Annotated in this window: 14 protein-coding genes and 1 pseudogene; all 15 read right to left on the reverse strand. The window is 41.0% G+C overall.

The features are described 5' to 3' along the window. Positions 1-3: 3 nt before the first annotated feature. Positions 4-909 (reverse strand): 5-dehydro-4-deoxy-D-glucuronate isomerase, encoded by a 906-nt coding sequence (kduI, locus tag VK159_RS23540; RefSeq protein WP_324232627.1) that lies wholly within the window; start codon positions 907-909, stop codon positions 4-6. A gap of 47 nt (positions 910-956) precedes the next feature. Then, complete coding sequence (locus VK159_RS23545; RefSeq protein WP_324232628.1) at positions 957-1,718, reverse strand: SDR family NAD(P)-dependent oxidoreductase; 762 nt, start codon at positions 1,716-1,718, stop codon at positions 957-959. 6 nt (positions 1,719-1,724) lie between these two features. Continuing rightward, a complete protein-coding gene (gene uxaC, locus VK159_RS23550; protein WP_324232629.1) occupies positions 1,725-3,167 on the reverse strand; it encodes a glucuronate isomerase in 1,443 nt (480 codons plus the stop codon). A gap of 50 nt (positions 3,168-3,217) precedes the next feature. Continuing rightward, on the reverse strand, positions 3,218-4,759 hold the full coding sequence (locus tag VK159_RS23555) for a tagaturonate reductase (RefSeq protein WP_324232630.1): 1,542 nt from the start codon (positions 4,757-4,759) through the stop codon (positions 3,218-3,220). 72 nt (positions 4,760-4,831) lie between these two features. Further along, positions 4,832-5,857 (reverse strand): pectinesterase family protein, encoded by a 1,026-nt coding sequence (locus VK159_RS23560; protein ID WP_324232631.1) that lies wholly within the window; start codon positions 5,855-5,857, stop codon positions 4,832-4,834. After that, complete coding sequence (locus VK159_RS23565; RefSeq protein ID WP_324232632.1) at positions 5,827-7,731, reverse strand: DUF4350 domain-containing protein; 1,905 nt, start codon at positions 7,729-7,731, stop codon at positions 5,827-5,829. The genes VK159_RS23560 and VK159_RS23565 overlap by 31 nt, the downstream gene beginning before the upstream one ends. Before the next feature lie 39 nt (positions 7,732-7,770). Further along, positions 7,771-9,414 carry a glycoside hydrolase family 28 protein gene (locus VK159_RS23570; RefSeq protein WP_324232633.1) on the reverse strand — a complete coding sequence of 548 codons (1,644 nt, stop codon included), beginning with the start codon at positions 9,412-9,414 and terminating at the stop codon, positions 7,771-7,773. 197 nt (positions 9,415-9,611) lie between these two features. After that, positions 9,612-10,049 carry a nuclear transport factor 2 family protein gene (locus tag VK159_RS23575; protein ID WP_324232634.1) on the reverse strand — a complete coding sequence of 146 codons (438 nt, stop codon included), beginning with the start codon at positions 10,047-10,049 and terminating at the stop codon, positions 9,612-9,614. A 36-nt stretch (positions 10,050-10,085) separates the two neighbouring features. Continuing rightward, positions 10,086-11,480 carry a Gfo/Idh/MocA family oxidoreductase gene (locus VK159_RS23580; RefSeq protein ID WP_324232635.1) on the reverse strand — a complete coding sequence of 465 codons (1,395 nt, stop codon included), beginning with the start codon at positions 11,478-11,480 and terminating at the stop codon, positions 10,086-10,088. A 42-nt stretch (positions 11,481-11,522) separates the two neighbouring features. Continuing rightward, a complete protein-coding gene (locus VK159_RS23585; protein ID WP_324232636.1) occupies positions 11,523-13,127 on the reverse strand; it encodes a glycoside hydrolase 43 family protein in 1,605 nt (534 codons plus the stop codon). Continuing rightward, a complete protein-coding gene (locus VK159_RS23590) occupies positions 13,124-14,170 on the reverse strand; it encodes a Gfo/Idh/MocA family oxidoreductase (RefSeq protein WP_324232637.1) in 1,047 nt (348 codons plus the stop codon). Before VK159_RS23590 ends, VK159_RS23585 begins: the two co-directional genes overlap by 4 nt. A gap of 44 nt (positions 14,171-14,214) precedes the next feature. Next, positions 14,215-15,111 (reverse strand): alpha/beta hydrolase, encoded by an 897-nt coding sequence (locus tag VK159_RS23595; protein ID WP_324232638.1) that lies wholly within the window; start codon positions 15,109-15,111, stop codon positions 14,215-14,217. Positions 15,112-15,183: 72 nt separating this feature from the next. Next, positions 15,184-16,206, reverse strand: coding sequence for a pectinesterase family protein (locus VK159_RS23600; RefSeq protein ID WP_324232639.1), 1,023 nt, complete (start codon positions 16,204-16,206; stop codon positions 15,184-15,186). Positions 16,207-16,261: 55 nt separating this feature from the next. Next, positions 16,262-17,005 carry a rhamnogalacturonan acetylesterase gene (locus VK159_RS23605; RefSeq protein ID WP_324232640.1) on the reverse strand — a complete coding sequence of 248 codons (744 nt, stop codon included), beginning with the start codon at positions 17,003-17,005 and terminating at the stop codon, positions 16,262-16,264. Position 17,006: 1 nt separating this feature from the next. Then, positions 17,007-17,439: pseudogene (locus VK159_RS23610) on the reverse strand (pectate lyase); the annotation flags it as partial.

Here is a 17,439-nt window from a genome sequence, read left to right on the forward strand (position 1 = left end):
AAACTATTTCAGCGTTGGAACCGGAGCCGGGTCCATATCAGTATAAACTAAATTTTCACCGGCCATACCCCAAATGAAACCATAGTTGGTAGTACCGCAACCAAAGTGTGTACTCCAGGGTGGAGAGATCACAGCTTCGTTATTGGTCATCACCATATGTCTTGTTTCCATTGGGTTACCCATGAAGTGGAACAAACGTTGTCCTTCCGGTAAATCGAAATACAAATACACTTCCATTCTGCGGGTATGTGTATGTGGTGGAATAGAATTCCAAACACTGCCGGGAGCAAGTACCGTTAAACCCATTACCAACTGGCAGCTTCTCAAACCATCGAGGTGAATGTATTTATAAACGGTACGTTTATTTGCTGTTTCAACTGCACCCAACTCAACCGGTGATGCCTGTTCTTTGGTGAACATCGCATTTGGATAAGTTGCATGAGCGGGTGATGATAATAAATAGAACACAGCAGGATTCTTTTTTGATGCAGAACTAAAACTTACTTTCTGTGTTCCTTTACCCAGATACAAACAGGAAAGTTTCTCCACTTCAAACTTCTTACCGTCTGCTGTTACGGTTCCTTTACCACCAACGTTAATGATGCCAAGTTCTCTTCTTTCCAAAAAGTACTCCGCTCTTAATTCAGGGTGATTGGGAAGAGTTAATGTTTTTGATACAGGAACTGCACCACCAATAATTACACGATCGTAATGCGTATAAACCAATTTCAGTTTATCAGCTACCATCAACTCTTTCACTAAAAAATTATCGATGAGCTGTTGTGTATCGAAACCTTTTGTTTCTTCCGGTCCCACAGCAAAACGTACTTCCATATCGCCATCCATGTAGGTGTTGCTGTTATAATCTTTCAATTGCAGAGCCGGAGCTGTTGCCTTTTTTATTGCCATGACTTTCTTATTACAAATGACTAATTACTATTAACTATCGGCTTGTATTAACGTGCCATCCATCCACCATCAACAAACAACACTGTACCGTTTACATAATCTGATGCTGATGATGCAAGGAAAGTAATCGGTCCTTTAAAATCATCAGGAACACCCCAGCGACCAACAGGAATACGTTCAAGGATTGATTTGCTTCTGTCTGCATCTTCACGTAACGCCTGTGTATTATTAGTTGCGATATAACCCGGGGCAATTCCATTTACACAAACACCTTTACTTCCCCACTCGTTACCAAATGCACGAACCAAACCGGCAACCGCAGATTTTGTTGCAGTATAACCCGGTACATTAATACCGCCCTGGAAACTTAACAATGAACAGGTGAAGATGATCTTGCCACCTCCATTATCGATCATATGTTTACCAAACTCACGGCCCAAAATAAATTGTGCATTGAGGTTGATGTCAACTACTTTGTCCCAATATTCATCTGGATGTTCAGCAGCAGGTTTACGCATAATGATACCTGCATTGTTTACAAGGATATCTATTTTATTTTCTGCTTTTACTTTATTGATGAACGCATACAGCGCTTCACGGTTGCCAATGTCAACACGGTGATACGTGAACTTGCGGCCGGTTGCTTCAATGGCTGCTTTCACAGCTGAATAATCTTCCACAATAGAAGCGCCAACAATATCTGCACCTGCTTCTGCCAATGCAGTTGCCATACCCATACCAAGACCGGTATCGCAACCGGTTACCAATGCTGTTTTGCCTGAAAGGTTAAAGAGATCCAATGTTTGCATGATCGATTATATGTTTTTTGATGTTACTGTTTCTGCTGCATCGAGATGCTGCAGGTTGAAATATTGTTTTGCATTGTTGTAACAGATATCCTGGATGGTTTTACCAATCAATGCAAGATCATTCGGCAATTCACCATTCTCCACTTCTTCGCCATACATATTACAAAGTATGCGACGGAAATATTCATGACGGGGGAACGAAAGGAAACTGCGGCTATCAGTTAACATACCAACAAAGCGACTGAGTAAACCCATATTGCTGAGTGCGTTGATCTGTTTGGTCATTCCATCTTTCTGATCGAGGAACCACCAGCCGCTTCCCCATTGTATTTTACCAGCAACAGAACCATCATTGAAATTACCGATCATGGTTGCGAACAATTCATTATCGGCAGGGTTCAGGTTATAGATGATGGTCTTCGCCAGTTTATCATTGCTGTCTAAACGGTTTAAGAATTTTGAAAGTGCTCTTGCTTGTGAGAAATCACCGATGCTGTCCCAACCTGTATCAGGACCTAACTGCTGCAACTTGCGGCTGTTATTATTACGCAATGCGCCAAGATGGTATTGTTGTACCCAACCTTTTTCATGATCCCATTCTGCAAAGATCACCAGCATGGCACTCTTGAATTTTTTCTTTTCTTCAAGTGTTAAGTTACCACCGCTGCGTACCTGTGCAAAAATGCCAACGATCTCTGTTTGTGTATAATCTTCGGCATAGATCTCTTCCAATCCATGATCAGATACTGCACAGCCATTTGCTGCAAAATAATCATGACGCTTTTTCAATGCAGCTAAATAATCGTTGAAGGTGCTGATAGAAGTATCAGCTGCTTTTTCCAATAAGGTAAGATAATTATTGAAGCCGATGGTATCATCAACATTCATGGCTTTATCAGGACGGAAGGCAGGATTCATTTTTGTAAAGCTGCCTTGCTGACGAAGTTGTTGATGATATTTCAGATCATCAACAGGATCATCGGTTGTGCAGATAAGCTTCACATTCATCTGTTGCAATAAACCTTGCACACTGTGTGATGCATTCTGCAATTGTGCCGTGGCATCATCATAAATACGTTTGGCGCTATCTGCATTCAATACTTCTTCAATGTTGAAATAGCGTTGGAGTTCAAGATGCGTCCAGTGATAGAGAGGATTGCGTAAGGTATACGGAACCGTTGCGGACCATTGTTCAAACTTTTCCCAATCGCTGGCATTGCCGGTGATGAATTTTTCATTTACACCATTGGTACGCATGGCTCTCCATTTATAATGATCACCATACAACCACACCTGCGTGAGATTTTCGAAGTTGATATTGTTTGCCACTTGTTCCGGTGGCAGGTGATTATGATAATCGATGATGGGCATATGCTTTGCAAACTCGTGGTAGAGTTGCTCGGCAGTTTTGGTTTGCAGTAAAAAATTACTGTCTAGAAATTTTTTCATGTGATCCGTTTTGTCGATATCTGTATTGGTTGCTTACTTTCTTTTAAACATCAGGCTTCATTGCTTTCAACTTTGTCCCTGTTCAGTTGGTAGTTTTTTACCGTATTTAATACGCCTTCTTCCATCATCGCTTTTAAATATGAGCTCACTGCAAATGAAAAGCCAGGTAATTCTGAAAGATCATGTCCAAATATTTGTTCGTTTGCCAATGTCTTTTTCACTACATCCGACGGCTTGTTAGTTTTCCATACCTGATGGAAATAACCTGCGTGTTCGTCTTGAATCGGGTAAACCACACCGTTAGCCTCGCCATAGTAAGTGCCGCTTTCGCTTGGCTCGCACTTCATAAATAAAATATATGCTGCAAAACCCAATGCCATCGAACCGGGAACATACAGATCCTGTTCAAAATGTTTTAGCAGTAAAGGTATGTTACGCATGCGCATTTTATGCGAATAATTTAATGTAATACTGATCCATTTATGATCGATAAACGGATTGCGGAAACGATCGAGAACATTACTTGAGAATTCACGTGCTTCCAGCACCGAAATTTTTTCATTGCTTACACAGGGTGCGATCTCGTGATGCATGAGATCATACACATATAGACCCATCGTCTTGTTTTCCATCGCTTCTTTCACGGTTTCAAAACCCGAAAGGAAGGCAATGCCACAGGAGAATGTATGTGTGCCATTGAGCAAACGCAGTTTCAGTTCACGTTGCTTATTAATGTCATTGGTAATGACAACGCCTTCGTCTGCTTTTGCAAAACTTAATACCTCTTTTACTTTTGGATTTGATGTTTCAATGGCCCACAAGCTGTAAGGTTCGCTCATGATCATTAGTTCGTCTGTGAAACCAAGTTTTGCTTCCGTTGCTTTTTGTTGTGCAACAGGAAGTTTACCCGGCACAATACGATCGACCAATGAATTGCAGAATGTATTTGCATTTTCCAGCCAATCGATAAATGCATAATCAAGATTATTGAGATGCGCCAACTCCATAACGATTGCCTGGAGCTTTGTTCCATTATCGGTGATGAGTTCTGTTGGTACGATCACCATTCCTTTATTTACATCGCCATTGAATGCTTTATAACGTTCATGCAGGAATGCAAGAAGTTTACCCGGGAACGATACCGGTGGATTGTTACTGATCTTATCTTCTTCTACCAACACAATCCCAACTTCTGTTGTATTGGAAATAATGATCTCCATTTCAGGATTGGAAGCACAATCCAATATTTGCTGCCATTGTGATTTTGCAGAAAGTACACGACTTACTGATGCGTTGATGATATACTCTTCCGTAATTTTTTGCTGACGGATACCACTGATGCAATGGGTGAACAAACCATCCTGCACTTCATATGCATCTGTGCCACCACTATCGGTTGATTTCACAATCACCACACGGCCATTAAAAATGCCTTTCTTGTTTGCCTTGTCAATAAAATAATCGGGCAAACCACGTAACAACACACCTGTACCAAACTGAAGTACTTTTTCAGGTAATGCAAACAATGCATCTGTTGGAACAGACTGTACCGTGCCGTTTAATTTCGATAACGTTTCTTTTGATAACTGCATCTTGTGCTCACTTTAAATGTTTAACTGAACAGTAATGATCTTCTTGTTTAATGATCACAGCTATTCATAATTCTAAGGTTTCCATCGTTCACCAAACACCCATTGCGCATTGATCTTTTGAACCAATTCCTTACTGATATTATTATTGAACCAGGCATAATCGCCTGCTTTCCGGTGACAATTGTAATAGTAGATCCGTTCGCCCCACTGCAGGTTGTTGTTGCCTGCTTTGTAAATGGGTGCATCTTTCATATTGTCTGCAAACAAACAATTGATAAGATAGAATTGCGCTTCACGGTGATAACGGCCCAGCAAAAAACCATCATAACCTTTAAACCTGCAATTCAGCAAAACGGTTTTTGAATCTTCATGCTTTGAACCATCATGCCATATTGCTGCAGAGCCGGTGTTGGCAATAAACTCACAGTTCTCTGCAAATGCCCAACCACGTGGGCAATAAAAATCAACACCACCTTCCATTATACAATCTTTAAAATACCACATGCCATTCTCGACATCCCATGGACTAACCGTATCACCTGCATAGGCTTTGAAATGACAGTTGATGGCTTTCAACCTTGTACAATGCATGGTACGCAAAGCCATCTGGTGACTGTTGCGTGAAATGGTTTTTTGTTTGTTGATGGTATCCTGCGGACAGTTTACTACACGATCCTGTAAGTAATCGAATCCGTAGGTATTGTTGATGGTAAGATTTTTGAGTGTGATGTCGTTGCCGCTTACGTTCATGGTTGCTACACCCCAATCATCGTTGTGTTCGCAACGCCATTCGTCTCTTGCAATGGCAGCAGTAATAATGGTGGCTGCTTTGTCCTCGCCTTCGAAAACAATATTGTGTTTTTCGATGTAGAGCTTCTCTCTGTAAACACCCTTCTTAATAAAAATGATCCGGGCTGTTGCAGCCGAATCACTTAAACTGTTGAGTGCTCCCTGTATGGTCTTATAATCGCCTTTACCTTTTGCATCTACAATGATCTTCTTCTGCGCCTGTGTTGTTATACAACAAAGAAACATCAAACCCATCCAGCTATATCGTAGCAATGCCGTCACTTTTTCGTTGCGTTTTGCAGCAGCCATTTGGCAAGGTCTTCAGCTGCTTTATAATTTTCAAAATCGGCCGGTAATAATTTCCGGTTATCGATGTATTCGTTATAAATCCAGGGATCACCTACTGCAAACACGGTTCCTTTACCATACTTCGCCACAGCAATGATTGCTGCATGGTCTTTTGTTACAATTGTTTTTGCAGGAGCTTTCACCTTCAGTTCACTGATCTCTTTCAGGAACATCTTCTTTGTTGTTTTGAAAACAGGATTATTGGCGCCGGGTAATACTTCGCCCTGTACATACGTATCATTCTTCACCATGTTCAAACTGTTATCGGTAAAGGTGATACCAAACTTATTTGCCAGCAGGTTGAAATGTTTCAGATCGCAGTTGTTGCTGTCGTTTGCCAGCAAGATCAATACACCGCCTGCCTTAACCCAATTGCTGATAGCAGTTACATCACTTGCTGTAACATAATTCGGCTGCGGGTTATCTCTTACGTGATCGGGATCAACAATAACATACACCGATGCTTTGCTGAGGTTGCTTGCAGTTGGGGCAACATCCAGTGATTTCAATGTGGCACCATAGCGTTCAAAAATAGTTCCCCATGTATAATAACCACCATGACTTCTTTCTTCCCATGTGTAGTGCCAGTAACTCATTTCATCACCAGCATCTTTCTTTTTCTCACTGTTAAACCAACGGTCGAGCACTACATTTTTTCCTTTACCAATTGATTGAGTAGGTAACTGTTCCATTTCGCCTGCAGCCAGCAGGAAAGCTCCTACACCTTTCGGATCGTTTACAATTACATCTTCACTCATGTAATAGGCAAAACTTCCATCACGGTAAGGTTTGCCGCCAAGTCCCGATACTTTCACTGTGCCATGTAAATTCGTTTGGCCGTTCTCTTCTTTAATGAAACGTTTGATGATTCCGTCGTATCCTTTCTTTGCAATGGCAAGTTTCGTAGCAGGTAAATATCCTTTGCGTACACCTTTTGCAACAGCATATACAAACTGTGATGAAGCTGATGCTTCAAAATAGTTTTTCTCTTTACCTGGCCCGTTGTAATTCATCACATCGTACCACAAACCAGTAGTTGGGTTCTGTTGTTTTTCGATGGCATTGACCAAACGGTTCAATATTGCAATGAGGTCTTTACGCTTTGGATGATCAGCAGGGAAGTAGTCGAGTGCATCAACTAATGCATCTGCATACCAACCCATGGCTCTTGACCAGAAATGTGGTGAAGTGCCGGTTGTTTTATTGGCCCATTGCTGTTGTTTGCTTTCGTCCCATGCATGGTAAAGCAATCCTGTTTTGGGATCACGTGCATGTTTTTCCATCCAGATAAACTGGTTGGCAATATCATTAAAGGCTGTGTCTTCGTGAAAAAGCATGGCATACTCTGCATAAAAAGGAGCACCCATGTACAAACCATCCAACCACATTTGGTTGGTATAAATTTTCTTATGCCAGAAACCACCTTCGTTTGTACGTGGGTGTGTACGCAGCTGATCACGCAGATGCATGGCTGCTTTCTTATACTTTTCTGCACCGGTAATACGATACAGCATTAAAACCAACTTGCCATTATTTACATGATCGATGTTGTATTCTTCCAGTTCGTAACCTTTAATGCTGCCATCGTTCTGTACAAAATAATCGATACGGTTTTTCAGTGAGTTGTAATACGCCACATTGCCGGTACGCATCCACAGGCTCTCAAAACCTTTGAGCACAACACCCATGTCGTAGCTCCACTTGGTTCTGCTGCCGATGGGTAAGCTATCGGGCCATATTTTATCAACTGTGGCAGCAACCTTCTCACTATATTTTGTTTGAGCGGTTGATTGTAATCCGAATGCAAGCAATGCGATTATGAAGAGTTTGTTCATGTTCCTTTTTTATATGCGTCGTTTATAGCTTATTCTATCTTACCATTTTACTTCTTTTACATTGGCTCCAAATTCAAAGAGTATTTTCTCTTTTGCGTTAGCGCCATTTGTATTTTTTATGCTGATGTTTTTATTCCTGTCGCCACTAACACGAAACAACACTTCACTGCCATCTTTATAAGTGATCTTATCAAACGAAAGATTATCGCTGTTGAGAATGTCAATCACAGGTTTTGTATCCGCAGAAATGATCTGGATGTTCTTGAAGCTGATACCACTTGCCTCCTGTATATCAATTCCTTTATCGGCCTGCAGTACCATATTCTCCAGCACAATATCTTTTACATGCATTTCAGGAAGTCCTCGAATAAAAATACCCTTGGCTGCTCCATTGCAATACACATTGCTGATATGAAAATTTTTGAACACAGGCGTAGTTTCATCAACCGGTTTTACTTCCACTTTTGGCAATTCTCTTTTTTCACCTAAGAGCGGAACAGGATCTTTCGCCATGTAATACATATCAAACAGAATGGCTTCAGCAGGAATATCTTTCATGTAGATGTCTTTGATGAAGATATTCTCAACCACACCACCACGACCTCTTGTTGTTTTAAAACGCAAACCGATATCTGTTCCAATGAAGGTGCAATTGCTGATGTACATGTTTCTGGCTCCACCACTCATTTCACTACCAATTACAAAACCACCATGCGATGCATACACTGTGCAACCACGAATGATTACATTCTGCGTGGGCATTGCACGTTTGCGGCCTTCTGCATCACGGCCACTTTTCATACACAAGGCATCATCACCCACATCAAACACCGAATTTTCGATGAGTACATTGCTGCAGCTTTCCACATCAATACCATCACCATTCTGTGCATACCAGGGATTTTTCACGAAGATGTTGCGAACAGTTAAATGTTCACTCATCAACGGATGCAGGCACCAGGCTGCAGAGTTTTGAAAGGTTACACCTTCCAGTAAAATGTATTTGCATTCGGTGATCAACACCATATTTGGTCGAAGAAAATCTTTAATGCTTTCGAAGTAAGCAGCATCACGTCCAGGTTTGATCTCGCCGGGGTTCGCAGGCCCTTTGCTTGCTTTCATAAAAGCCTCTGAAGGATACCATGTTTTTTTATCATCACTCACCACACCGCCTGATGCTACTAATTTTTTCCATTGACCTGCAGTAAGCTTATCGCTTTTTACAGAACGCCATCCATCACCATTACCATCAACAATTCCTTTACCGGTAATAGCAATGTTGGTTGCATTGGTTGCAGAAATGGGCGATTGGTTACGCATTTGTGGTAACCCTTCCCAATTTGCTTTTACTAATGGGTATTGTGATTTATCGGCAGTAAATAATAAGGTGGCACCTGTTGCCAAATGAAGATTGACATTACTCTTCAATACAATTGGACCCGTTAACCATAAACCTGCAGGAACCAATACCACACCACCACCTTTTTTGTTACATGCATCTATGGCGTTGTTGATTGCTTTTGTGTTAAGTGTATTACCATCAGGAAGAGCGCCGAACTTTTTGATGTTGATTGTGTCTTTCTTGAATTTAGGAGCAATGATCACCGGCAACTTTGCATTAAACTGTGAAAATGCCAGTAAACCGGTAGAAAGAAAAGATAGTATGATGATTATTTTTTTCATGACAATGTTGAATCGTTAAAAGATCGAAATGACGCCGCTTTCGGGGTACAATTTTACCTTTAACTGCCAACCCGGTCAAGCAAATCAGGTTGTTTATTTACGCAAACGATACCGGGAATTGTTGCGTAAAAACGGTTCAAAATCAACCAGATAAAATTATCAGTTTATTGCCTGTTGAAGGAGTGTTATTGACTGCTTTAAGGGGTAATTTTGACTGCCTGACGCCCCAGCAACTTCCATTCTTTATTTTGTTTTTGCCATACAAGCATGATCCTGAGATGCACTTCGCCAGGCTTGTTGTTATCATTGGTGGTTCCGTGCAGTTCATGACGTACGATGGCTGTGTTTCCGCTTATCGTGATCGTTTGATTTTTCAACTCGATCGTTACAAAATCAGAAGAGCCGCTGGCTATCTTTTCAACAAACTGAGCTTTTGTTTCAACCAATCCACTTGAATGCCCATAACTGAGCTGATCAGCCGCAATCGACTCCAGTGCAGCTCTTTCGCCACTAACCATCGCTAGTTTTAGTTTTTCAACTGCTGCGTTTACCTGTGCTTCTTTTTTTGGCTGTGCAAATGAAATGGCAGTGCTGATAAGGAAGAGGAAAAAGAAGATATGTTTTCTGAAGTTCATGATTGGTTGTTTTGAATTGTTTGAAATGAAAGGAAATTAGAACCTGTTGGCCATCGGCACAAGATCGGTGAGTTCACTGATCTTAACCGGGCGTTTGAGTTGAATACTTTTTCTTGCAGCAATTCCGATCAATATACTCATAGCACCTTCTCTTGTGCCGGCCATTACATGGTGTGGATTATCGTTGGTATTGGTAAACATTCGTTTCTGCATACGAATATCGCCACCACCATGTCCGCCACGGATTTTTGCTGTGGTATATACTTCAAAGTCTTTTCCGAAATTATCCCACGCAAGTATTTCATTTGCTTCACCTGCAATGGCGTCATCAGCATTGCTCATTTCAATGGCATGGCGTTTTTCCTCATCTACTTTTGTTTTTTGCAGGTAAGGGATATCTTCCCATGTTTCAATTCTTCCTTTCATACCATTGAAAGCAATTTGCCATCCTTCGTAAGGCGAATAAGTAGTGAGTGAATAGTTTACAGTTACACCATTTGCATAAATGATCTGTGCACTCATCTTATCATAAATATCAATATCGTTACTCCACACACAGCCATCACGGATATAACCATCGTGCTGCTCGTTGTTAACATACAAGTTTACGTTGTGTTTATTGGCCATAATGTCCCAATAGAATTTACAATTGGGTTTGTGTTCGCAACCCCGGCATTTGGTACCACGGAAGGCATTGTTTTTTCCATAATGTTCTAACGAGCCATATGCACTTACTTCAACAGGTTCACTATTGAGCCACCAGTTGAGCAGATCAAAATGATGGGTTGCTTTGTGCACCCATAACGAACCGCCTTTCGCCATGCGGCCATGCCAGCGACGGAAATAATCAGCTCCATGATGTACGTTGAGATACCAATTAAAATCAACAGAAGTTATTTTTCCAACACGATTAGCTGCCAGCAATTCTTTCAACTGCATGGCATGTACGCTGTGGCGGTAGTTAAAAGCTACCGTTACTTTCTTTCCTGATTTTTTCTCTGCTTCTAAGATTTTCCGACACTTATCTTCGTCGGTGGTCATTGGTTTTTCAGTAATAACATTGAAGCCTGCATTGAGAGCTTTCACAATTATTTCATCGTGTGTAGAGTCAACTGTTGTAACAACGATATAATCTGCTTTGATCTGTTTCAGCATGTCATCTACGTTTACAAACGTAGGACAGCTTACGCCCATGTACTCTTTACCATAAGCAAGGCGGCCGGGATTGATGTCGCACAGCGCCACAAATTCGCAGGCATCTTTAAATTCGCTTACAATTTGTTTGCCCCACAAACCCGTACCACGAACGCCGGTACCAACGAGTGCAAGTTTTAATTTGGTTGCTGAACCGGCAGCAATTGAAGAGAAAGGATGCAGCATTAAAGATGCACCTGCTGCTGCAGTGTATTTTACGAATGATCTTCTTTCCATATGGCAATTTTAATTGTGTTGTAATAAGCGATCGCTGCAATCTTATTGTTCAATCCTGAACCAATCCACATCGGCCGCACCAGCATCGTTTGTTTTATTCTGTCGTGTAAAGAATAATCCCAGTTTTGCACCTACCCAGCGTCCGGGCTTTGCTGTTAACTTCTCACCAATGGGTTTAAAGTTGCTGCCATCTTCACTATAACTGAATTCACACACAGCTCCCTTCAACATTTTTACACGTAAATAAATATCCTTACTGTTGAGTTTTTCACCATCCTGTACTGTTTCCTTTTTACCCTTGTCTGCTTCTTTGCAGGAGGCGAATGAAATATAGTTGCCGTCTTTCTTTTTGATGATGGAAACAGCAGCGTAATCGGCCCCCAGTACAATAAAGCCAAAACGCTCGCCTTCCCATTTTGGCTGAAAAGAAACTTTTGTAGTTGCTGTAAATGCATCTGCCGGTGTTTTCTGGCCAAGTATGTTTGGATAGTTCCATGCTGATGAAACAGAGTCTGCTTTCAGCACAGAATACATCCGTAAAAAACCACTGGGTGTTGGCATGGCCCAATATTGCAAAGGGTTTGCCTGCCACTGCCATTGTAAACCAAGCTTGGGTGAATTGAATTCATCACTGTCTGCAACTGTTACTTTTGGATAGGTTTTGCCAACGTTTGGTTTTTTAGAAACCATTACCGGCTCACCTTTTCCATCCAAATCTTTATCAACACCAATGACCGGCCAATCATTTTTCCAACTCATTGGTTGCAGATGCACAACTCTTCCATAAGCATCTTTATCCTGGAAATGCAAAAACCAATCTTCACCCGTTTGAGTTGTAACCCATGCACCTTGATGCGGACCATTCACAGTAGTTGTTCCCTGGTCCATCACTACTTTGCGTTCGTAAGGGCCATAAATATTTTTTGAACGAAGTACCAACTGCCATCCTGTTGAAACACCACCGGCAGGAGCGAAGATGTAATAGTAACCATTGCGTTTGTAAAACTTTGGTCCTTCCAGTGTGGGATCAGTTTCTTTTCCATCAAATACCAATAGAGGATCGCCGATGGTTTTTGTTCCTTCCCTGTTCATTTCCTTTACCACCACAATCGATTTGATTCCTGCACGACTTCCGGCATAGGCATGTGTGAGATAAACTTTTCCATCAGTATCCCACAACGGACAAGGATCGATCAAACCTTTTCCTGCTTCAACAAGAATGGGTTCTGTCCATGGGCCATTGATATTTTTTGCTTTGGTGAGATAGATACCAAAATCAGGATCGGGGTAATAGATATAAAATTCATTGTTGAAAAAACGGATCGAAGGAGCCCACACGCCACCTCCATGTTGCACAGCGGAAAAATGATCAAATGGCGGTTGACGTTTTAATGCATGACCAATCAATTTCCAATTGACAAGATCTTTTGAATGAAGAATAGGCAAGCCGGGGATATGATTGAACGATGAAGAAACCATATAAAAATCATCGCCTACACGAATAGCATCGGGATCGCTGTAATCAGCATTTACCACAGGATTTTTAAATGTACCATTACCATTATCTGCTACCCATGCTTTTGAAATGGTTTGTGCACTTGCATGCATACAAACTGAGAGTAAACTTATCGTCAATAATTTCTTCATAATTCTATTACACGTTTTTCTTCATTGCTTTTGAACGCAGCTTCGATGATGCGGATTACATCTGTTCCTTCTGCCGCAGTAACAGGAAGAGGAGCGTTGTTACGAATGGCTTGATAAATACCTTCGTAATAAGCCGTGTAATTTCCTTTCCGGGAGGGGATATATTCTCTGATGATATTGCCGTTTGTTTCTGTATGCAGCAACCCTTTCTCCGTTTCCGGTTCAATGCCGTAAGCTTCATCAGTAGGTAACATGTGTGCCTGCAGTTGTGCTTCCTGCATATCCGTTTTTGGTTTGATGAACGAACCTTTGCTTCCATGTATTACATAACCGGGTAATGCTTCACGCACCTGGTAACTTCCTTTGATGCGTACTCTTGATGAAGGATAGTAGAGCAACACTTCAAAATAATCATCTACCTGCGATACTGGCCGAATGATGGCAATGTCAGCAAAAACTGCAGTTGGCATACCAAATAACTGTAATGCCTGATCGATGAGATGTGAACCAAGATCATACAAAGCACCGGTTCCTTTCATCGCTACTTCTTTGTGTGCTTTCGGACTGATCTCCTCTTTGTACCGATCGAAATGAAATTCTGCTTCAACAATAGTACCTAACAGCTTTTGATCAAGTACCGATTTGATGGTCTTGTAATCACTGTCGTATCTTCTGTTTTGAAAAACAGAAAGCTTTAAATTTTTTTCTGCCGCTAATACAATCAATTCTTCTGCTTCACTCACTTCAACTGTAAATGGTTTTTCGCAGATAACATGTTTGCCTGCAAGCAATGCCTGCTTCACATAATCGTAGTGCGTGATGTTAGGCGTATTTACAACAACCAACTCTATATGTTCATCGGCCAACATTTCCTCCAGTGTACGATATGTTTTAACAGCAGGATATTTTTCCTGTGCAAGATTCTTGCTTCGTTCCCATACAGCATAGAAGTTAAAGCCGGGATGAGTGCTGATGAATGGTGCATGAAATACCCATCCACTCATTCCAAAGGAGCATATTGCTGTATTGATCGGTTTCATCATTTTATAGTTTGTTTACAAGATAGCACCAAACAAAAACATAATTGTTAGTTCAAAGCTGTTAACCAGTTCTTCAAACGCTCCATCCAATTATCAGCTGTTGTTTTATTGAACATACCAAAACCATGACCACCTTTTGGATAGAGGTGCATTTCAGCCGGTACTTTATATTTTACACAAGCCTGGTAATAGCGAATACTGTTTTCAACAGGTACTGCGCCATCATCACCTGCATGTACTAAAAACGATGGGGGTGTTTTAGCAGATACCTGTAATTCGTTTGAATACAATTTTATTTGATCAGCTGATGCAGTTGCACCAACCAGATTGTTTCTTGATCCTTTGTGTGTAATAGTGCTGTCGAAACTGATCACAGGATAAATAAGCACAGCAAAATCAGGACGTACAGATGTCGTGTCTTTGTTTGTTACATCTACCTTTCTGTTAAAATGAGTTGCTGTTGTTGATGCTAAGTGACCACCTGCTGAAAAACCCATGATGCCGATCTTATCTTTTTTCAATCCCCATTCAGTTGCTTTACTGCGCACTAACCGAACGGCCTGTTGTGCATCCTGCAAAGGCGCAAGACTTCTGTCGATGTTTGTTGTATCATCGGGCAAACGGTATTTCAATACAAATGCAGTGATGCCCCATTTGTTCATTTCTTCTGCAACACGTGTGCCTTCTTTATCAAAGGCCAGAATACCGTAACCGCCCCCGGGACAGATGATGACCGACATGCCATTGGCATTTGCCGGTTTAAACACTGTAAGCGTTGGCACACTCACTTTTGAAATACGCAGAACATTATCTTTCGATACTGCAGTTTCTTTATTCGGCGCAGATTTTGAATTAGGAATGGTACCACTGTACAAAGGCATTTCCTGTTGAGCGTGCACTGCTGTTGCTACCATAAATGAACTTATCAATAAAACTAATTTCATACTATTGTTTTTTAAGCGTTCAACAAGATAAGATCAATCTTTTATTTAAACATAGCATAGTACCATAAACCCTCACTGCTTTTTAGTTTCAGTCCATTTAAACGGTTTACTTCTTGATTGCTGAAACCAACCACTTTCTTCTTTTACCAGACTATTGTTCGATAAAATATTTTCCAAAGTATATTCTTTTGCTTCTTTATCGGTTAGTTGCTTACTCCAAGCAACACGTTTTGCTATTGCCGCACCTTCACCAGTGCATTTATATTCTGCATAGAAAACAGTTTGCTCATTGGCCGGGTTGTTCCAGTTACTCCAGCCTTCGGGTGCAATTTGCTTCGGCATTTCGCAACGGATAAACACCGTCTTTGCATGTGCACGCCATGGCCGGCCAAGTAACGTTTTTGTTACACCTGAATCAGCAATGATCTTGCAATCGAGAAAAACATAACCAAACTTTTTGCCGTGAGTTGTACTTGCTGCTGTGATATAGGAGTTTGTTTTGGAACGGATGGTACAGTTTTGAAACACTGCAGTTGATGGTCCAAAAATAAAATCTGTTGTTCCTTCAATATAACAATCGAGAAATAGTTGACGGGAATTTTCACCTGCGGCGAAAATGGTATCCTGGTTGCCAAGAAATTTACAGTTTTTGAAAATGGCTTTATCTGCATCAACATATAATGCTAATGCCTGTCCAACAGGACCTGCACTATTGGCAAACGTAATATTCTCTGCAATAAAACGATTGCCGGAAATTTTTGCTGTATAAGAAGTAAAGGTGGTATGTTTTCCTCTTCCTGAATAATCATTGAAAGTAATGATCGTTTTCTCTACACTTTCACCAATAAATGTTACATCGGTATTCGTAGCAGGCAGTTCGATCTTTTCGTTGTACACTCCGTTCTTAATATACAGTGTAATGGTAGCTAATGGGTAAACACGCATTGCATCAATGGCATCCTGAATATATTTGAATTCACCACTGCCATCTTTCGCCACTGTAAATACATATTTGTACTGCTGCGGATTGGCTGTTTGAGCAACAGCTAAACTGCAGCTAAGGATTAATATAAGTATAGCTAAACATTTCTTCATATCGTATTTCTGTTCTGTTGTCAAGCCTATGCAGATAGTGGCTGCCTATATCAAATTATTCTTTTGCGTTAACAATTCGTGTAGCGAGTTCGGGCAGTTGCGTACGGATTTCTTTCAATATTAATTGTGCAACCAATCGTGCACCAAACTCATTAAAATGTGTATTATCATCTTTTCCTTGTGGATGATTGGGATGTTCACCTGGTTTCAGTTGCATAAACAGAAATGCAGAATTATCCGGACCAAACTGTTGATAAAGCTGCTGCGTAATTACATCCATATCCAGCAATACAACTTTTTCTTCTGTTGCAACAGCCCGTGTAATTTTCATGTATTCATCGTGTGTGCCAATGATCTTTCCGGTGCTGTCGAATTTTCTTCTTGCCATCGAAGTAAGCAATACGGGGACAGCTTTCCTTTCTCTTGTTTCTGTTACAAATTTTTTGAGGTTGTTTTTGAATTGTTCCGGCGTAGTAGCTGTTTTCTTGGTGGGCACTTCATCGTTGTGTCCAAATTGAATGAACACATAGTCGCCTTCGCTTGCTTCATCCATGATCGATTTCCACAAGCCTTCTGTTTGAAAAGAAGAAGTGCTTCGTCCGTTCTTTGCTTTGTTTACGACGGTTACTGTTGAATCCCAGAAATGTACAAAGGGCATTCCCCAACCCGTTTCGGGAAATGCTTTTACATCTTTGATACTGGCTGTAGAATCGCCTGCAATAAATAGTTTGATCTTCTTTTTGGCTGGTATCATTAATGAAAACAGTGGAAGAGCGAATAATAAAAACACTTTTTTCATCTCACTTAATTAAACTGTTGATATAAATTTCAATATTGGTATAATGCTGATGCAGTTTATTTGTACTTGCATCTGTTGCATCATTTGCATTTAATCCATTCTTCTTTTCCCATTCATCAGGCATACCATCTTTGTCTGTATCAGCGGGAGAGGGTAAGGATTTCAAAACGGGCCATGCATTGGTGGTGAGTTCAAAGGCTGAATGATGCGGATAATGTCCCTGCACATCAATGATCGCTCCTGTTCTGTTGATCACATCGTTGATGATGCGTGCATCCATTGTATCTCTTTGAAAAGATGCGCCAACTTGTTTTAAGATCGCTTTGTATGCATCCTCTGCTGTTTGTACAGTAATTGCATCAGTTGGGAAAGCAACAGTTTTGATCACTGTTTTCTTTTCTTCTTCTGTTCCTTTCGGATCAATGTGTACGCCG

Source organism: Lacibacter sp., from assembly GCF_035299325.1.
GTDB lineage: Bacteria > Bacteroidota > Bacteroidia > Chitinophagales > Chitinophagaceae > Lacibacter.